The 18,682-nt window shown below is 61.6% G+C and carries 10 protein-coding genes and 1 pseudogene; 7 read left to right on the top strand and 4 right to left on the bottom strand.

Annotated features, from left to right (window positions below; translation table 11 throughout):
• Positions 1-130 precede the first annotated feature (130 nt).
• A complete protein-coding gene (clpB, locus tag EKN07_RS09070; protein WP_126146230.1) occupies positions 131-2,863 on the bottom strand; it encodes an ATP-dependent chaperone ClpB in 2,733 nt (910 codons plus the stop codon).
• A 69-nt stretch (positions 2,864-2,932) separates the two neighbouring features.
• Entirely contained in the window at positions 2,933-3,736 is an 804-nt protein-coding gene (locus EKN07_RS09065; protein ID WP_126146229.1) for a hypothetical protein, read from the bottom strand.
• A 175-nt stretch (positions 3,737-3,911) separates the two neighbouring features.
• Here EKN07_RS09065 and EKN07_RS09060 point away from each other — a divergent pair, with 175 nt between their 5' ends.
• Positions 3,912-5,063 (top strand): zinc finger domain-containing protein, encoded by a 1,152-nt coding sequence (locus EKN07_RS09060; protein WP_108716342.1) that lies wholly within the window; start codon positions 3,912-3,914, stop codon positions 5,061-5,063.
• Between the two features lie 55 nt (positions 5,064-5,118).
• Here EKN07_RS09060 and eccCa read toward each other — a convergent pair whose 3' ends face one another.
• Positions 5,119-9,162 (bottom strand): type VII secretion protein EccCa, encoded by a 4,044-nt coding sequence (eccCa, locus tag EKN07_RS09055; RefSeq protein ID WP_126146228.1) that lies wholly within the window; start codon positions 9,160-9,162, stop codon positions 5,119-5,121.
• A 112-nt stretch (positions 9,163-9,274) separates the two neighbouring features.
• Here eccCa and EKN07_RS09050 point away from each other — a divergent pair, with 112 nt between their 5' ends.
• The 6 genes from EKN07_RS09050 to EKN07_RS09025 all read left to right on the top strand — a co-directional run bounded on the left by EKN07_RS09050 (position 9,275) and on the right by EKN07_RS09025 (position 17,133).
• Complete coding sequence (locus EKN07_RS09050) at positions 9,275-10,654, top strand: hypothetical protein (RefSeq protein WP_126146227.1); 1,380 nt, start codon at positions 9,275-9,277, stop codon at positions 10,652-10,654.
• Between the two features lie 46 nt (positions 10,655-10,700).
• Positions 10,701-12,050 carry an EsaB/YukD family protein gene (locus EKN07_RS09045; RefSeq protein WP_108716345.1) on the top strand — a complete coding sequence of 450 codons (1,350 nt, stop codon included), beginning with the start codon at positions 10,701-10,703 and terminating at the stop codon, positions 12,048-12,050.
• A 1-nt stretch (position 12,051) separates the two neighbouring features.
• Complete coding sequence (eccB, locus tag EKN07_RS09040) at positions 12,052-13,440, top strand: type VII secretion protein EccB (RefSeq protein ID WP_108716346.1); 1,389 nt, start codon at positions 12,052-12,054, stop codon at positions 13,438-13,440.
• Positions 13,437-14,978: a S8 family serine peptidase gene (locus EKN07_RS09035; RefSeq protein ID WP_125482516.1), complete on the top strand. Its 1,542-nt coding sequence runs from the start codon at positions 13,437-13,439 to the stop codon at positions 14,976-14,978. The genes eccB and EKN07_RS09035 overlap by 4 nt, the downstream gene beginning before the upstream one ends.
• A 61-nt stretch (positions 14,979-15,039) precedes the next feature.
• Positions 15,040-15,786, top strand: a complete 747-nt coding sequence (locus tag EKN07_RS09030) for a TetR family transcriptional regulator (RefSeq protein ID WP_126146226.1) — start codon at positions 15,040-15,042, stop codon at positions 15,784-15,786.
• Between the two features lie 114 nt (positions 15,787-15,900).
• On the top strand, positions 15,901-17,133 hold the full coding sequence (locus tag EKN07_RS09025) for an MFS transporter (protein ID WP_126146225.1): 1,233 nt from the start codon (positions 15,901-15,903) through the stop codon (positions 17,131-17,133).
• 130 nt (positions 17,134-17,263) lie between these two features.
• On the opposite strand, the pseudogene EKN07_RS12595 reads toward EKN07_RS09025, so the two are convergent.
• Positions 17,264-18,682, bottom strand: a pseudogene (locus tag EKN07_RS12595) (hypothetical protein); the annotation flags it as partial.

Below are 18,682 nucleotides of genomic sequence, written 5' to 3'. Positions count from 1 at the left end.
ACCGCCCCTGCCACCCCCGTCTCCCCGGCAAATGCCCCCACCACCCCGAGAAATGTAGGGTTTTTCAAGAAGTGTCGGGTTATTCGCTCCACTTCTTGAAAAACCCGACACTTCTTGCCGCTCTCGGCCCTCAGCGCTCCTGCGCCGCCTCGCGCCGCACGGTCAACACCAGGCCCGACTGCTCGCCAGGCGCGTTGCTCGCTGTGGCCGACCCAGCCGCCCCAGCCGCACCCCACGTGCTATCGCCGAGACCGCCACCATCACCCGGCGCGGCCACCAGCGCCTCGATATCGAAACCGCGCGCATCGGCCATCACGGTGTCGCCATCCTTCGCTTCACCGGCCAGGAGCATACGAGCAAGCTGATCGCCTATCTCTCGCTGAATGAGCCGCCGCAGGGGCCGGGCACCGTACGCCGGATCGTAACCGTCCAGGGCCAGGTAGTCGCGAGCCGCGTCAGTCACCTCCAGCGTGATACGACGATCCTGCAGTCGCTCGGACACCTGCGCAACCTGCAGATCCACAATCTTGCCAATCTCCTCCATGGTCAAGGAGTCGAAAACGACGATGTCATCTAGTCGATTGAGGAACTCCGGCTTGAAGGCCTCCCGCACGGCCGCAAGAACCGTGTCGTGCCGGGTCTGTTGATCCAGCGTCGGGTCGGTTAATTCCTGCGATCCCAGGTTGGATGTCAGGATGAGCAACGTGTTCTTGAAGTCCACGGTCCTACCCTGACCATCGGTCAGCCGACCATCGTCAAGCACCTGCAGCAGGATATCGAAGACATCCGGATGCGCCTTTTCCACCTCGTCCAGCAAGATGACCGAATAGGGTCGACGCCGCACGGCCTCGGTCAGCTGGCCACCTTCCTCGTATCCGACGTATCCGGGCGGCGCGCCCACCAAACGTGACACCGTATGCTTTTCCGCATACTCCGACATGTCAATGCGAACCATCGCACGCTCATCATCGAAGAGGAAGTCTGCCAGCGACTTCGCGAGTTCCGTCTTCCCCACGCCCGTCGGGCCGAGGAACATGAACGAACCGGTGGGGCGATTCGGATCGGAAACCCCGGCACGTGAGCGCCGCACCGCATCTGCCACCGAGCGCACGGCCGCCTTCTGGCCGATGAGCCGGTGCCCGATCTCATCCTCCATGGACAGCAGCTTCTCGGTTTCCCCTTGCAGCAAGCGGCCGACGGGCACGCCCGTCCAGGCGGCAACCACCTCAGCCACTTCGTCGGCGTCAACCCGTTCCGCGATCATGGGTTCAAGATCCGCATCAGCGCCTTCAGCCTCTGCCGCCTCCGCCGCCTCGATTTCTCGTTCAACAGAGGGAATGTCACCGTTTTGCAAGCGACCGGCATCTTCGTAACGGCCCTCACGGATAGCGCGGTCCAACTCGGTGCGCAACTCATCAAGGCGCACACGCAGGTCGCCCACCCGGTTACGGCCCGCCTTCTCCGCCTCCCAGCGGGCATTGAGGCCCGCAAGTTCTTCGGATTTGTCAGCCAACTCTGCACGCAACTTCTCAAGCCGGTCTGCCGCCGCAGCGTCGTCGTCGGCATCCGTTTCGACCAGGTAGGCCTCCTCCATTTTCAGTCGCTCTACTTGCCGCTGCAGCGCATCGATCTCCTCCGGCGAGGAGTCCAGCTCCATGCGCAGGCGCGAAGCAGCCTCGTCCACCAGATCAATCGCCTTATCCGGCAGCTGCCTGCCGGGGATGTAGCGGTCGGAGAGCGTCGCGGCGGCGACCAATGCGCCGTCGGAAATGGTCACCTTGTGATGTGCCTCGTACTTCGGCGCAATGCCGCGCAAGATTGCCACGGTGTCCTCAACCGACGGCTCCCCCACGTACACCTGCTGGAACCGCCGTTCCAGTGCCGGATCCTTCTCGATGCGCTCCCGGTACTCGTCCAGAGTAGTTGCACCGATCAACCGCAGCTCACCGCGCGCCAGCATGGGTTTGAGCATGTTCCCGGCGTCCATGGCCCCTTCGGAACCGCCACCGGCGCCAACAATCGTATGCAGTTCGTCGATGAAGGTCACAACCTCCCCTGCGGCGTCCTTGATCTCCTGCAGCACGGCCTTGAAGCGCTCCTCGAATTCACCGCGGTATTTAGCTCCCGCCACCATGGAGGCAACATCGAGCTGTACCAAGCGCTTTCCACGCAGTGATTCCGGCACGTCGCCGTTCACCATGCGTTGCGCCAAGCCTTCGACGACGGCGGTTTTACCCACGCCGGGTTCCCCGATCAGTACGGGGTTGTTCTTCGTGCGGCGGGAAAGTACCTGTACGACGCGGCGAATCTCCGTATCGCGGCCAATCACCGGATCCATCTTTCCCTCGCGCGCCATTTGCGTCAGATCGCTGCCGTACTTCTCCAGAGCTTTGAATGTACCCTCAGGGTCTGGGGTGTCCACCTTGGCACTGCCGCGCACATTGGGAAGCGCAGCTGCCAGTTGATCGCGTGAGGCGCCCGCGGACCGCAGTATCTCGCCGGCTTGTGCTTGTGACTGCGCGAGCGCCAAAAGAAGATGCTCAGTGGATATGTACGCATCACCCAGCGCACTTGCTTCCTTCCCCGCATCCGAGATCACACGAGAAAGCGGTCGCGACGCCTGCGGTTGCGCCACGGAAGCCCCCTCGGCTCCGGGTAGAGTAGCAAGCGCGGCAGTTGTACGGGAGTCAACATCGGCCCGATTCACCCCGACGGCATCTAGCAGGGCGACGGCGACGCCCCCGGTTTGCTGCAGTAGGGCGTGCAGTAGATGGAGCGGGTCAACCTGTGGATTGCCAGCATCAGTTGCCTGGCGAATGGCATCCGCCAGCGCCTCCTGCGATTTGGTTGTCAGCTTGTCCATAAGCAATTTCCTCCTTCAAAATGTCTATGAAGGTCAACGCGCTTAAAGTTGAGTCTATTCCACTCAAGTTTACAAGGTGGGGAAACGCGTTGCGCAGCCAGACTCAGCAGACATTCTTAGCGCTTTCGCACTTGCCGTGGGTGTCGGCCCACAAGTCGGCACCCACGGCATTCTGCGATCAAAAGTGGCGGGCTGCCCGCCAGTCAGCGTGAGGTGGCCGTCATCCCTGATTTGATTCCGAATATCCTCAGAATAACTGTCCTGCTGGCACTGGAGAATTACGTACACGGCTCGCGGCGCTTGCGGATCGGTAAAGACGCGCATCCACATCCACGAGTTCAGGGTGCCCAGCTCAGAGTGCTCATAAACAACATCAAAACTCAGCCCTTCAATGGCTTCTCCACCATCCTTAGCCGGTATCGTTTCGATACCTCGCGAGTTTTCGGATGTCAGCGTGTAGTTCTCCGCCGTGGCGTTAAGGATGGTTCCGCTGAAATCCTCCGTCGCTCCATAATCGTCACCCTGCAAGAACGGAGCCGAGTAATCCATCTCCGTCGTCACTAGGGCACAACCGTCATCATTAGATGCCACCGCTCCTCCAGTGGAACGAGGCTCCACAGTCCATCCGATTTCATCCAAGTCAACCGACCAACTCGCGGGCCTTGCATCACCAATTGTCGTCGGTTCCGGTGAGGGGGTCGTAGTGGAAGGCTCCGGGCTGGACGTCGGTTCTGGTGTGGGGCTCGGCGTCACAGACTGCGAATCGTGTGGCTCGGCGACCTGCGCCGTATCAAAAGAGCACCCCGCCAACACGAGAACACCTTCCAAAATCCGCGGCGCGGCGGCGTTTGTTTCAATCCCCCCTTCTGTCATTCACTGCGTTGCCCGCCATACTGTGCCCGACTTCCGCCCTCCTGTCGGAAGCATCCTCATGCTATCCGTGCAGTCCGCCGTCCACGATGCTGTCCGCCGTATTCCCCATTTCGTCTAACATTCTCACCCGCTACGATGATGACGATCCGCACCGTGGTAGCCCATGAGGAGAGACATGCCTGAAGGCCAAGCGATTCACCGCCTCGCCCGAATCATCAGCCAGTTTGTTGCAGGTCGGCAAGTTGTCGCCTCATCGCCGCAGGGAAGATTCACCGCCGGCGCCCACCTCTTAACCGGTTTGACCGCGTTAGAAGCGCAAGCATGGGGAAAACACTTCTTCCTGCCGTTCGTCGAAACTCGCACGCCCGTCGAAACTCACACGTCTGCCAGCACTCACTCGCCCGTCGGAACTCACCCGTCCCCTGCAGGACCAGCATGTGCCGCGAACGCAAGGACGCCGTCCGCAGCGCAGACTCCACCGGGCAGCGCAGGTACATCCCCCTTTCCCACACCGCCTGAGATTACCTCGCTGCCTCTTGGCGACGACGGCGCCTCCTGGCTCCACGTGCATCTGGGACTCTACGGACGCTGGTCCTTCGCCGGGCCACGGGCCGAGACCCTATCCGGAGCGGGCATACGCGCAATCTCCCCTCATACTTCCCGCCAAGGCGATCTCGACGCCGCGGTCATCGGAGACGAGTCCGGCCGCGTCGGGGAGGAGTCCGGCGTCGTCGTCGCGCCAGCTGCAACGTCAGAGGGCGCCTTCCCTCCTCCACCACGCCCCTCGGTCCGGCTCCGCCTCGAGACGGACCAAGCCGTGCTTGACCTCACCGGTCCGGCCCGCTGCGAGGTTCTGAGCGGGGCGGAAGTAGACGCTGTACTGGATAGGCTCGGCCCCGACCCAATCCGTAACGAGCCGGGCGACCGTGCACGTTTCATCTCTCTTGCCCGCACGCGCCGCGCGCCCATCGGGCAGATTGTTCTCGACCAATCGGTGGCCGCAGGTCCCGGCAATATCTACCGCGCCGACTGCTTGTTCCGCGTCGGCATCGCACCATTGCGCCCGGCGGCGCGCGTTTCGGCAACCCGTCTCGGAGCACTGTGGGACGATCTGGTCACGGTAATGCGCGCCGACGTAGGCGCGGGCCTTATCCGAACCGTACCCGAGGATCTCCGCCCCAGTCCCGTTCCACCCGACGACGTCGAGGCAGAGTGGTTCGCCGTCTATCACCGCACCGGTCGACCATGCCTGCGCTGTGGGGCGATAGTCCGCGAGACGGAACTTTCTGGGCGCCGCCTCTTCTGGTGCCCGGGTTGCCAGCACTGACTCGGCGGCGGCGGGTCGGTCTAACGCGCAGCACAGGCCATCCGGTTGCCGGTGATCAGTCCAGCTGTCGGTCACGCCATGCAACCTGGAGGACTTCTCGCGGAACATCCCGAGACCGGAATTGCCCTCGGCCCGCGTTGCCCGCCTGCGGGCGCAGGCGCCCCAACAGATTTCCCTCCTCGGGATTGCCTGGCAGCAGCATTCCCGGATTCGCCAGATCGTTAATCGATTGGATAATCGGATCGAACATCGCCCGCTGTGCGCCTCCTGATCGCCGCGCGACGATCACATGCAATCCCAGGTCGTGCGCTTGTGGCAACAGCTCTTGGAGAACATGCACCGGGCAACCCTGCGTCGTCTGCACTATGTCGTAGTCGTCGACGAGCACGAATGCCTCAGCGCCGACCCACCAGGATCGTTCTCGCAATTCCTGTGGGGTGATGTCGGAACCGGGAATGCGGCTCTTGAGGAAGTTGTACAGCTGTGTCAGCTTCTCCGCGGTCTGCTCCGCGTTTGTGTAGTAGCCAGCCAGGTAGCCGTCCGGCAGCTCGCCCAGAAGCGACCGCCGGTAGTCAACCACAAACAACTGCGCCTGCTTAGGCGAATACAGCCGCGCGATCTCCCATGCGATGAGCCGTAGCGTCGAGGACTTTCCGCTCTGTCTGTCACCAAAGAAGAAGAAATGGTCCTGCTTGTTGAAATCGATGCCGAAGGGCTCCAGACGCGACTCGTCCACGCCGAGGATAACCCGATGGTCGTCCGGGGCAACTTGCTTGTTCAGCTCTTCGATATTGATGAGTTCCGGCAACTCACGCAGCTTCGGTGTACTGCCACCAGTCCACGCATCCTTCACTGATCGCACGAAGTGCGCAACACCTTCCGACAGGCTCTCGGCATCAGTGGTGCCATCTATGCGCGGCAGCCCGCCCAATATCTGATGCTTCGACTGCTCAAGGCCGCGACCGGGCGCACCCGAGGGAACCCCCTCCGCACCCTTGCGGGAGATTTCCGATTCCGAAGGATCTCCCAGGGCCAGCTCAACAATCGATCCGAACAGATCCTTCGTCTGAGTTCTGAAGTTCATCCACCGCAGCGCTGTGGCCACGACGTGCAGCCCGAAGTTCAAGCCACGCGGAATCAGATTACCCAGCAGAGTCTCAACATCCTCATAATCAGCGCGCAGAGTGGCCCAACCGTCGACGAAGAGGAACACGTCGCCGTAGCCGTCGTCGGCCTTACCTTCTGCACGTAACCTGCGGTAGGCAGCCATGGACTCAATTCCGTTCGCAGCGAAGTACTTCTCACGATCATCCACAATCGATGCCACCTCGGCGTAGATGCGGTGTACGCGGGCACTGTCGGCACGTAGGCCAAGCCCCGCCACATGCGGCAGATCGCGCAGTCCGGAGAAGGTTCCGCCACCGAAGTCCATCACGTACATCTGCACTTCTCGCGGTGAATGGGTCAGCGCCAAGGCTCCGAGCACGGTACGTGCAAATGTGGACTTACCCGACTGCGGACCACCAAGAATAGCCAAGTGACCGCCCGCGCCATCCAAATCGAGCACCATTGTGTCGCGCCGCTGCTCCAATGGGCGATCCACATCGCCGACGGGAATCGTAAAGGCGCCGGCAGCTCTCCATCTCGGTGAATGTAGCCCCAGCTCCTGCGTCGTCGTCAGGTCGGGCATCAAGGAATCAAGCGTGGATGGAATATCCAAGGGGGGCAACCACACCTGATGCGCCGCCGGACCACGGCCCGCCATACGGAAGACGGCGATATCGAAGGTCGTGTTGGGAACACCGGGGATTCCGGAATCGTCCAGTTCGGACTGTTCCTTCTGTTCCGCGCTCGCCGCCTCGGTAATAACCTCCTTAGCTTCTTCCTGGCGCAGCGGCGCGGCGGTGAAGTCGAGAATCTCAATATCACGGCTCGCCTCCTCCGCGTACTCAGCATCGGCCGTCAACGAGCGCCGCGGCGGCGGGCCGGAAACATACGAGGCACGGAATCGCACCAACTGCGTCGTATCCGGCTTCAGATAGCCGACGCCGGGAATTGGCGGCAACTCGTAGGCATCCGTGACACCGATAACGGAACGCGACTCCTGCGCGGAGAAGGTCCGCAGGCCTATCCGGTAGGACAAATGCGAATCAAGACCGCGTAGGCGGCCCTCCTCCAGACGCTGCGAGGAGAGGAGAAGATGGATCTGCAACGAACGGCCCAGACGGCCGATGGCCACGAACATCTCGATGAAATCTGGCTTCTCAGCCAAGAGTTCCGAGAACTCGTCGGCCACAATCAGTAGTGCGGGCAGAGGCTCCAGGTCGGTGCGCCCAGCCTTTCGGGCTTTCTCATAGTCGGCGACGTTCTTGAAATTTCCGCCGGCACGCAGCATTTCCTGCCGACGCGCCATCTCACCGCGCAGGGCATCCTCCATGCGGTCGACCAGGGTCAAGTCTTCACCGAGATTGGTGATAATGGCCGCCACGTGCGGCATATCGGACATGCCTGCGAAGGTCGCACCGCCCTTGAAATCGATGAGAACGAAGTTGAGTTCTTCCGATGAATGCGTCATCGCGAGCGCGAGTACGAGGGTGCGCAACACCTCCGACTTACCGGAACCCGTGGCGCCGATGATCAGACCATGCGGGCCCATGCCCTGCTGCGCGGACTCTTTAATATCCAAGAAGACCGTCTTATGCTCAGGCGTCAGGCCAATCGGTACACGCAAACGATCTCGCGACAGTCGCGGCTTCCACGTCTCCGTCACATCGAGCTCGTGAATATCGGGAATCCCGAGCAAATCCGTGATCTCGGCGGAGGCTTCGCCGGGAGCCTCAACGGCCTTACCTGTGCCGGCCGCATCTGTTTGTACCGCCGCACGGCTGGCGAGACGCCGCGCCACAGTCTCGGCATCCACAACGGAAATCTGATCGGCCAGACCCCGTAGCCCTGCAAAGGCGTTTTCGCCCGCTTGGAAGCGAACCCGACGCTCGTCGTCGTGACTAAGCAGGATCGTGTAGTCGTTCGATACCGTTCCGAAGGCGCTTGAATCGGATCGCTGAGCTTCCGAGGTCGCGCCAATATCGAAGATGGTGACACCAAGAACACCGTCATCCGAAATGATCGGATGGTCCGGGGGCACATCCACCCCATCTTTGATGATGATGAGATGTGGCAGTTCTACACTCGACCCGGTTGGGCTGAAGCGCGGGCGGTCGATAATTCCTTCCGGCAGTAGATCGGTGAGCCGATTCGGATCGCTGTCAATCATGCGGGCGGGGCCGACGGCGTCGTAAATCCGGTCCGATGCAACGTGCGGCAACCATTTCGCCCACTCCCATTCGGGTAGGAGCCGCTCCGAGGCGAGAATTGCCACACGTACTTCCGTCGCGCTGGTAAAAGCACAGACCTCAATCAGCATCGAACGCGCCAAGGAGCGCGCCTCGGTGATGGGGCCACTGAAACAAACCCGCGGGACGCCACCAACGTTCACACCCAGCGGTAGATCCTTCACCTCGGCATAGGTAGTAATGAGTTGCTCCACCGCCGACTCCGCCACCGGATCCACCTCCGAGAGCGTCGCATCTTCCGGTAGGTACATCTCCTGCGACAGCGGTTGGTCCGCCAGCCCCACACGTGTGAGAAGAAACTCACCTTGGGCGCTCGTCCGCTCTCCGGTACGTAACCCCAGGTCGAGGATGAGTGGAAGATCGGCCGGATCGGGCAAGAACCAACGCGCAAACTCGCGCTGGCCCTCCTCGGTTTCCCGCGCCTGCTTGCGCATTCGTGCGATATACGTGAGGTATTCCCGGCGTGCTCCTGTCACCGAAGCGCGGAACTGCGTCCGATTGCGATGAATGTTGAGCACGGCCACGCCAAGCATGGCAACCATGAACAGGCCGGACATGAGGATCATCAGGGGCGAGCGGCGGCCAGACAGCGCCATCACCGCCATCATGCCCATGGATCCGAACATCGGCAGAATCATCGCGAGTGCGCCGGTTAGCCCCTCTGAACGTTGAATCTGCGGCGGTGCCTGCAACTCAACTTGGGTTAACGACGGCGCCTGCGGAGCCTTACGATTTGTTGCGGCCACTCAAACTCCTTGGTTCGGTCCTGCTGTAACCTTGAGGTGATATCGATTGAATATGCTGTAATAATAGCAAGGGATCTGCTTCTCACTTGAACTCACGATAGATCGGGGGACTATGACAGCTACATACGCTTCCGTCTCCTACCTCACACTGGCCTTCGAGGGGGGACGCGAGGACATCGCGGCACCCTTCGGGATGACATTGCAGCAAGTTCTTGATCTGCGGCGCGTTCCTGCAGATCTGATCCCTTACACACCCAGTGGCGAACGCCTACCCGGCGGGATGGTAATCGGGCGTGAGATCAGCAACGGCTCTCTGATCGTCCTCTATTCACAGCCGTATGCGCCCAAGCTGTCCATCACCCGTATTCCAGACGAGAAGACCAGCCTGCGCATAGCCTTCTCTCCCTATGTATTGACCACTGGAATCACCGTGTGTGTGCTGGCTGCGCTGTGGACACTTCTGGGCCGGCTTCTGCTCGGAGATGCCGCCGTTCTCACCTCACCGTCGACGGCCCTGATTCTGGCAGGCCTCGCTTTCGGCCTTGGGTTACTCTTCGCACTACTGCCCGGGCATGGACGGCCTGTGCTGGAAACTGGCGCACCGCTGGCCTGCGGGGCGGCGTCTGGCGTGCTGACAACGCTGAGTAACCCCGATGACTACGCCTATCAGGCACTGATAGGCGCTGCGGCAGCTGCTGGACTGCTCTCGACGGTCCGCTGGGCCTGGCGGGGGCGGGAGAACGCGGGAACCGCACAAGCAACCGCCGATGGTGCGGTATGCAGCCTTTCCTTAGCGGTAATCGCACTCGCTGCACTTTTCGCCGGTGTGGACATATCACTCTTGGCTGCGGCTCTGTTCGGTCTCTCCGCTCCACTGTTGCTGGCACTGCCCGGATTCTCCGTGTCCGTTGACCAAGCACAACTGATCAATGAGGCCAAAATCGTTCGGGAGGCCTCCTCGGTGCGAGGCGCAGAGCCGAAGGCGCCGGACCCCATCACCGCCAATTTCATCGATGCGGTTGTGACGGCAGGCGTGGCCCGCAATCGCCTGTGGACGGTTCTGATCTGCACAACAGTGCTCGTCTGTTTCCCGTCGGTGGCCGGGCATGTAGGGGATGGCTCTTGGCGCGGTCCGGTGGCTGCGGGCGGCATCATCTGCGTGATCCTCGCCCTGCTCCTTGTTCCCCGTACCGCGGCAGCACTTCATGTGCGGTTGTTGCCGCGGGCCACCGCCGGCATCTTGATTCTTGCGGCGACTGCGGCGCTCGGAAGTTCGGCAACCGCGGACGTCGTGCTGGTCGCGGCACTGGTGATCGGCACGGTGGCTTTGCTTATCGCGGTGGTGTCGATTCCGATTTCTCGCAGTTGGCACGCGCTGATCTTTACCCGTATCGGCGATCTTCTGCAAGGATTCGCCTGTACCTTTGCTCTACCGCTTTCCTTGGCGGGCGCCGGACTCATTACGCTCATCAGGACAGGAGGCCTGGGATGACTTCTCAGATCATGGCACAACGTACTACTCGGGAAGCGAGGACCTCATGACTGACGTAGCTGAGGTTGCAGCGAATACCTTCGTGCGCGCGACGGTGATCTACGAGGACAAGAAGGCGGATCTGCTACTTCCCGGGGCGCTTCCGGTGGCGGAACTCATTCCCACCATCATTCGACGTCTGGCTGCACCCAATCAACCGGCCGCTCTGCGCGGCTTTGTGCTCTCCACGGCCGATGGCACAGTAGTTGATCGCTCGCAGTCGCTCAATCAGCAGAATTATCGCAACGGCGCCATCTTCGAACTCACGCATCGTATTCCCGAAACGCAGAAGCGCTACGACGACGTCGTCGAGGCCGTGGCCGACGCGGTAGACAGCACGAATCGGGAGTGGACACCCACAGACTCCGCCGGTCTGGCATGTACCGGTACAGTCGTTCTGCTGGTGGCCGCCACAGTGCTTCTGATCCAAGCCCGGCCTTCCGCAGGCATCCTCGTTCCACTGACCTTCACCGGTCTAGCCGCGCTGCTTTTCGGCGTGGTGTGGGTGTTGGAACGGGCAGAGCGGCACACTCACGCCGTGGCGCTGGCGTTAACCGCCTGCCTGCTCGTTGGAGGGGCCGGATGGACATTCATGTCCGCTCCCGTTGCCCAGACGCCGCTTGCGTTATCAGGATTAGGTTTGGCACTCGCCGGAGGAGCATCGCTCGTCATGTTGTCCGAGTGGAGAGAACTGGCGCTTATCCCGGTTGTCCTCGGCACTACCTTCGGAACTGTCGGGGCATTCGACATTGTGCTCGGTGACCAGCAGGACCGGGTGGCTGTTGGCGCCGCAGCTGTGCTCTGCGTACTTCTCCTCGTGCTGCCGCAACTCGCGCTACGAACCAGCCGTCTGGAGAACAACGATCCGTTGTTGCGCCCAATGCAGCGCCCCGCGACCGGCTCCGCCACTGTCGCCGTTTCAGGTGAGGAAGTGCAGAGGAACTACCTGCGTGGGCGGCGCACGCTATTCGCGGTGCGCATCGCTGCGGGTACCGCCTTGGCCCTTCTCACGCCGTGGGTGGTGGCGCAGGGCCCGTGGAGCCTGGTCATCTTGGGTGCGCTGCTGGTCATTCTCACGCTCGGCTCACGCACATCGTTCGGCCGTATGGACGTTATGTCTCAATACGTGCTCGCCCTGGTGATCTTGACCGTCGCCTGCGTCAGCGTCGCCATCCTCCACCCGCTGTGGTGGCCGGTGTTGGTCATCGTCATGTGTGTTCTAGCTGCTGGACTCATCGCCTTCGGACTGGTTATCGGCGCTACACCGCCCTGGATGCGGCAATTGGCGGACATCGTTGAGGCGACTGCAGGCATCGTGATTATCCCCGCTGCGGTACTGGCTATGAGGTTGTGGTGATATGGCATCCACCCGAGACATCCTTGACGGGCAACGTTTCAATCGGCAACGCCTCGTTACGGCATTTGTTTCTGGAATGCCCGGCGGACGAGAGATGACGCCCGTACGCCCCTGGCGAGGCATTATCGGCGGAATCGTTCTAACCGCACTATTAGTGGGAGGAGCATGGGTATCAAAGCTCTTCGCCCCCTCCATGCCTGATGGTTGGGATCATGGCGCACTCGTGATCGATTCCAACTCCGGTTCACGTTACGTCTCCATCGATGGCACGCTTTACCCGGTGCGCAACGCTGCCAGCGCTTACCTACTCTTCGGCGCCAACCTCACCACGGTCGATGCTTCGGAGAGCGCGCTGTCGGAGGCGCCCCTTGGCCCCGTCGTCGGCATTCCAGGCGCACCCGATAAGGTTCCCTCCGCCGATAACCTTGTTAACACACTCACCAGTTGCGTCGCGGAAGGCGGCCACACCTGGACCGGAGTTGGCACGGGAACCACGCAAAATGCCGAGGGGACAATGGCATTGGTTAAGAACGGCGAGGACTACTACCTCATTGCCGACGGCTATCGTTACGCCTTCCAACAGACCAATTTCACCACCGATCAGGCCGCAGCGGCCCGCGCGGTTATGAACGAGTTCGGCTTCCCCTACGCCCAGGCGACGGACGCGCCAGGCGCATGGCTCAACCTATTCAAGGAGGGTGAGGCGCTCGTCCCGTTGGAGATCGACCACGTCGGCGAGCCTGCGGGCACCATCGAGGGACTGGGCGAGGTGAATGTGGGAACAATCCTGCGTGTGTCCAACGCGCCGAATGAAGGCGACACCTATCTGGTTCGCCCCGGCCCCGTGCTCGAGCCAATGACTCCCGTCATGGAGCACATGTACGCGATGAGCGACGGAGGCGAAACAGCGAAGACGATGGAGATCACCACCGCCCAGCTCTCACGCGCCACGCTAGCATCGGACCAGTTGCGCCCAACTTGGCCCGATGACATCACGGCGTTGATCACCGAGCCACACTCGGCATGTGCGCAACTCACTCCGGACGGCACCTCGCTGGTGATCGGCACAAATGTGCCTCATGTGAGCACCGATACTGTGCAGATCGCCTCCCAGTCCGGGGCATTGGTGGCCGAACCCGGTGATAGCGGTTCCTTGTACTTCCTGATTGACGAGGATGGACTCGCTTATCAGTTGGGAAGCTACTCGGATACGGCAGAGTCCTTCGGCTATTCGGATGTCACGCCTTTACGGGCGACGTCGGCATGGGTGAGTCTGTTCTCCAGCGATTCCGACACCGAGGTGCCGCTATTATCAGGCAGCGCGGCATGGGCCACCGTTCCTGAGGAGGCACGGGAGTCGCAGAGCAGTGGTGGGAGTTCTAGCTCGTGACGAGGTCAGATGTGATGGGTAGGTGGTTGCGGGCCGTCCGCGAACTTCGCGGCATCATGCGCCGCGAGCGTACGCCGGGTATCCGTGTGCCGCAGCGGCGGGTTCATCCCTCGCGCTCGCCCCGCCGACCTTCATTCTCCGCACGCGGAAGCCATGGGCGACGTCGTACACGCCTTGCTGCGGCGGTTCTTGCCGCTGCAATGGCAATGCCGTCGGTGCTTTCCCTCAACGCGGTGGCGGCAACGGAACAGACGCCGCGCATCGGGATGCCGGAGGGTAGCCGCTCCTACGTTGCTCCGTTCTGGTTCGATGATGGCACCTGTCAGGAGGGTGACACATCGATACTGAAACGGGAGGAACTCGAGGCAGATGACTTTGTTATCGCCAATGACACTCTGGGCCTTCCCGAGGCGCATGAGCTGTCACGTGGCGGCACAGTCACCATTGCGATCATTGACACGGGAGTGCAGTCGAACAACCCGGCGCTCGCAGGCGCCCGCATCGAGGCCGGTTATGATTTCACCGATAGCGGTAGTGCCCTTACCGACCATGACGGCCACGGCACGGCTGTTGCCTCGGTGATTGCCGGGCAGAACAACGGCGACGCGCCGATCGACGGCGTCGCGCCGGAGGCGTCCATCGTTCCCGTCAAGGTCATTGATTCCAAGCCGAACTCAGGCGCGAGCGAGGAAGAGGTCGCGAATTACAACAACGAGACTCGCGAGCGGGTGATCAGTGGCGTCATCTGGGCGGCGGATAACCCCTCCATCGATATCATCGCGATCCCACTCGCCTTCGAGACGGATTCGCCTGCTTTAAAAGAAGCCATCGCACACGCAGTCGGCCAGGGTAAGCTCATTATCGCCGCTGCCGGAGATGCCACATCCGACGAATTGGTCTCAGCGTATGCGACTCCGTCGGCCACCGAGAGTGCCACCGAGGGTACGCATGCGAACCTACGTTATCCCGCTGCCTACGATGGCGTTATTGGAGTTACTGCGGTCACGGCAACATCGGATGTGTCCGATGATCTCATGCATTCGGAAGCCGTGGATCTGGCCGGACCGGGCACGAACGTACTGGTGGCCAACGGTGATGCCGGGACCTGCCTGGCAGCCACGAATGCGGTCTCAACCGGGTATGCGACGGGATTTGTCGTCGGCGCCGCCGCGCTTACCATGTCGTACAACAACCCCTCCGAAAGCCCGGAAATGACAGCTTTTCGCCTCAAACAGTCGGCACGCCGCGGTGACCCCTCCTCACGCACTGACGAACTCGGTTGGGGGATCGTGAACCCGTATGCCGCCATGACTTTGATCGACGACGGCGCACTTCCTGGACCGGGCTCTCCTGAGCGAGAGTCTCCCAGCGCCTACGCCACAAGTGGGCGGGCCGTTCCAGATCCGCCGCACGACATGACCGCACAGTCGCGTTTTGTCGGCGCATTGTGGGTTGCCGGTGGTGTTGGGGCCGTACTGGTGCTACTGATCTTCGCGGCGGGGCGCGCTCGGGGGAAACGCCAAGAAGAAGACGAGTAGGCGATGGTGGAGATTCATACAACGCTTGACAGAGTTTTACATACAGGCTTGTATGTATCGCATGAAACGCACAGCGGCCGAAGCCGCACTGACCCGGCAAGCCATTATTTGCGCGGCACTTCACCGTTTTGCCCATGACGGATGGGAGAATTGCTCCCTGGGCGACGTCGCGCGCGACGCCGAAGTGACGCGCGGAGCCATTTACCACCATTTCGCCGGGAAGTTTGATCTTCTCCTCGCCGTCCTCGCCGACCGGTGGGAGTTCTATACCCGCGAACTCTTCGCACCCCGTGATGCAGCGGGGCTTGCTAAGGCGCACGCGGAGAGGAACGGCGACGGTGAGCCGGAGGCGGGCACTTGCGCGCAACAAACGGTGGACGGCGGCTCAGCGGGCGATGCCAGTGCGCCTGAAGCTGACGGCGCGCAAAGACATGCCATTGTACAGAGCAATGGCGCCGATCACCTGACCGATTTCCTCGCCACCTACCTGGAACACCTGGTAACAGACACAGGCTTTCGGGAGCTTGCAGTAGTCAGCACGCTGGTCGCCCCACGGGCACTGCAGGCAAATCGTGGCATGGATGAAAAACGCAGCGGCATCGCGCTATGGGGTGAGTACATCGACGCAGCGTTGCGAGACTGTGGCGATGCATTGCGCCTGCCCCTGGAGGCAAGCCGCTTCACCATCATGTCCTTTATCCACGGCGTCACAGTTACCGCAGCTCTTCAGCCCAATGACCTCGCCGAGCCACTGGACACACGAGGCATCGCAGAGGCGATTGTCCACGGGCTGATAAGCGCCGACTGAACGTTCACGGTATCGGCTCGCCTCGCTGACGCATACCATCAATCGTTTGGCCTTCACCCGTGACCATTTGGCCTCCACATGTTAACCACAGCTTCAACAGAATTGATCAATACCATGCCTCACTCACATCAAAACCGAATACAGGCTCCCCAACTTGCGGCAGTCGTCGTCGCCTGTATAGCGCTGTTCACCGATATGCTCGTCTACGGCATCCTCATCCCGCTCCTGCCACTTATGCCCGCTGTTTCACGTTCCGGCCCGGCTGCCACCGGGCTATTATTTGCCGCCTATGCGGGAATGATGATTATCGTGACGCCGCTCGCGGGCCGATTTGTGGACCGCAGAGGTCCACGCGGTCCACTTCTTGCTGCACTCCTTGGTTTAGGCATGGCGTGTTTACTCTTTGCTGTCGGTGGGCCCTACTGGTTGTTGCTCGTCTCCCGGCTCCTGCAGGGAGCCGCTGCCGGACTTGGCTGGGTGGCGAGCCTGGCGTTGATTGCGGCCGCGATACCACTGCCCAAACGGGGCACCTACCTTGGAATAGCCATGAGCATGGTCTCTCTGGGAACTCTCGCCGGTCCCCCACTCGCAGGGTGGCTGGCGCGCGAGTACGGGCATGCCGCACCATTTGTGTTCGCCACAGTTGTTTTGTTGATCGACGGTGCACTGCGGATAGCTTTTGTGAGACCGGTTCCTCCGCAGGCCGACGATCCGGCAACTGCGCTTGATGTTCTCCGAGTCAAAGGCGCATGGCCCGTCGTGATTCTGATTGCGGTGGGATCCGGTGTAACAAGCATGATTGAACCAATTCTTCCCGTGCAGTTGCATGAAGCTCTGGGCCTCGATAGCGTTCAAATCGGCCTCTTGTTCGGGCTGCTAGTCATCGTGGCCGCAACACTGAATCCACTGGTCGGAGCGGCGCTTGGCCGCTGTTCGCCACGCTTCTTGGTGTTCTGCGGCGTCCTCCTCGCGATGGCTGGCTTGCTGTTGCTCGGCGGCGGAGCTCGGCACGCACCCGTGATCGCGGGAGTTGTAATTCTTGGGGCCGCTATTGCCTTCCTCGTCGCCCCTGCTAGCACGCTCATCGGCGTCGTCGGAGCACGGACCAGCCCGCCGGCGCTCGGTGGGGCGTACAGCCTATACAATCTCGCCTATGCTGCAGGCCTGGTATGCGGGCCGATTCTTGCTGGAGTGCTAACAGAAACGCTTGGATATTCGCGTGCATGCCTCGCTCTGGCCGGACTCGTTGCATTCGCATCGATCATGCTGCGAAATCTGCCGCGTAGGCCGTTGGCCGCGCAATCACAGGATTCCCCACATGAGCCGCTGGCCGACGGCCAATCGTGACGCACACACTCACGTTCTCGTCGCCGTCAGACTCAGAAGAAAGAAGTACGGCTAGACAACAGACCTACCCAGGATTACCTTCCCTTGGCTCAGAATAAGCCCTTGAGCAAACGCCGCAGCCGGGTTGGGTTTATTGGTTTTGTCCGTTTTCGCGGGGCTCTCGCCAGTACAGTAGGGGGCGGGAGAACATTTCACGACGGGTAGCCTCTTCGGCCTCACGCCGCTCACGCTCACGCACACTCTCGGCACCATGACGACTCAACCACACCGCATCCAAACGCTTGAGCGCTTCCTCCTTACGACGCTCCTCTTCCTGCGGATCCGGAACCTCCCGACCACGCAAAGCACACCACACCTCCGGACTCCACTTCCGCTCCCGCTCATCCCTCTTCTTACGACCAGCACCACGCGCACCCCCGGTACCACGCACACCAGACTGCTGTGCCTGACCACCCCGGACGCCGCCCGTACCACGGCCAGACTGCTGATTCACACCACGCACACTAGACCCACGGGCACCAGTCTGCTGGGCCTGCCCGCCACGCACACCCGTTCCAGCACGACCCGCACCACGACCGGACTGCTGTCCTTGCTGGCCACCACGCACACCCATCCCGGCGCGGCCCGTGCCACGGCCACCAGCTGCTTGGCCGCCACGGGCACCAGTCTGCTGGGCCTGCCCGCCACGAACGCCACCCGTGCCACGCATACCGGCCTGCTGGGCTTGGCCGCCACGCACACCACCAGCACCGCGTGCCCCGGCCCCGGTTTCTCTGGTGGCGGTGGCTTGTTGGGGTTGGCCTGACAAGGGGATACGGGTGGGACGCATCCCCATCTGCTGCGCATTACTCCACCGCACACCCGCACCACGGGCCAGCCCAGCCGCACCAGCAGCAGCCCCGGCCGCCCCAGCAACACCAGCACCACCCGTGGGGTTGTTGTTGTCTTGGAAGGAGAGACGTCCGGCTTCCCGGACCCGGTCCATCAAATCCCCCTCACCCGGACCATACAAATACCGAGCCTCCGCCGAATCAGCCCTGATCATCCGTCCTTGTGGAGTACCCACCATGCCCTCGACACGCTCACCCGCATACCACGAAAACATCCACGCCAAACTCCCAGAAACACCCACACCCGCCGCAACCGCACCCACCGACGGAACAACAGACCCCGTACCCGACACATCCACATCCATGTCCGGGTCTGTGTCTGTGGGGCGGCCCTCCGCCAACGCCGCCGCATACGACGCACCACCATCGGACGGCAGCCCCGTCACCGACCAATCCACACCAGACAACGACGACGAGGGCGTGTAGGTCACATAAGAACGCGGCTCGGACTTCTCCGAGCGAGGCAGCATACGAATCGCACGATCCACCTCCTCACCCACATAATCCACCATCCGCCCAGCTTTCTCCTCAAACCCACTATCCCGAGCCTCATAGGCGGCAGTGACATGACTCATACGTGCGTCAATAACCGGTGTTGTCAACCCCGTCGGATCCGCAGACTGCACCCGATGCATCGCCCGTGACTCCTGCGCATACGC

The organism is Actinobaculum sp. 352, assembly GCF_003957265.1.
Classification (GTDB): domain Bacteria; phylum Actinomycetota; class Actinomycetes; order Actinomycetales; family Actinomycetaceae; genus Asp313.
This window is presented reverse-complemented; position numbering and strand designations above follow the sequence as displayed.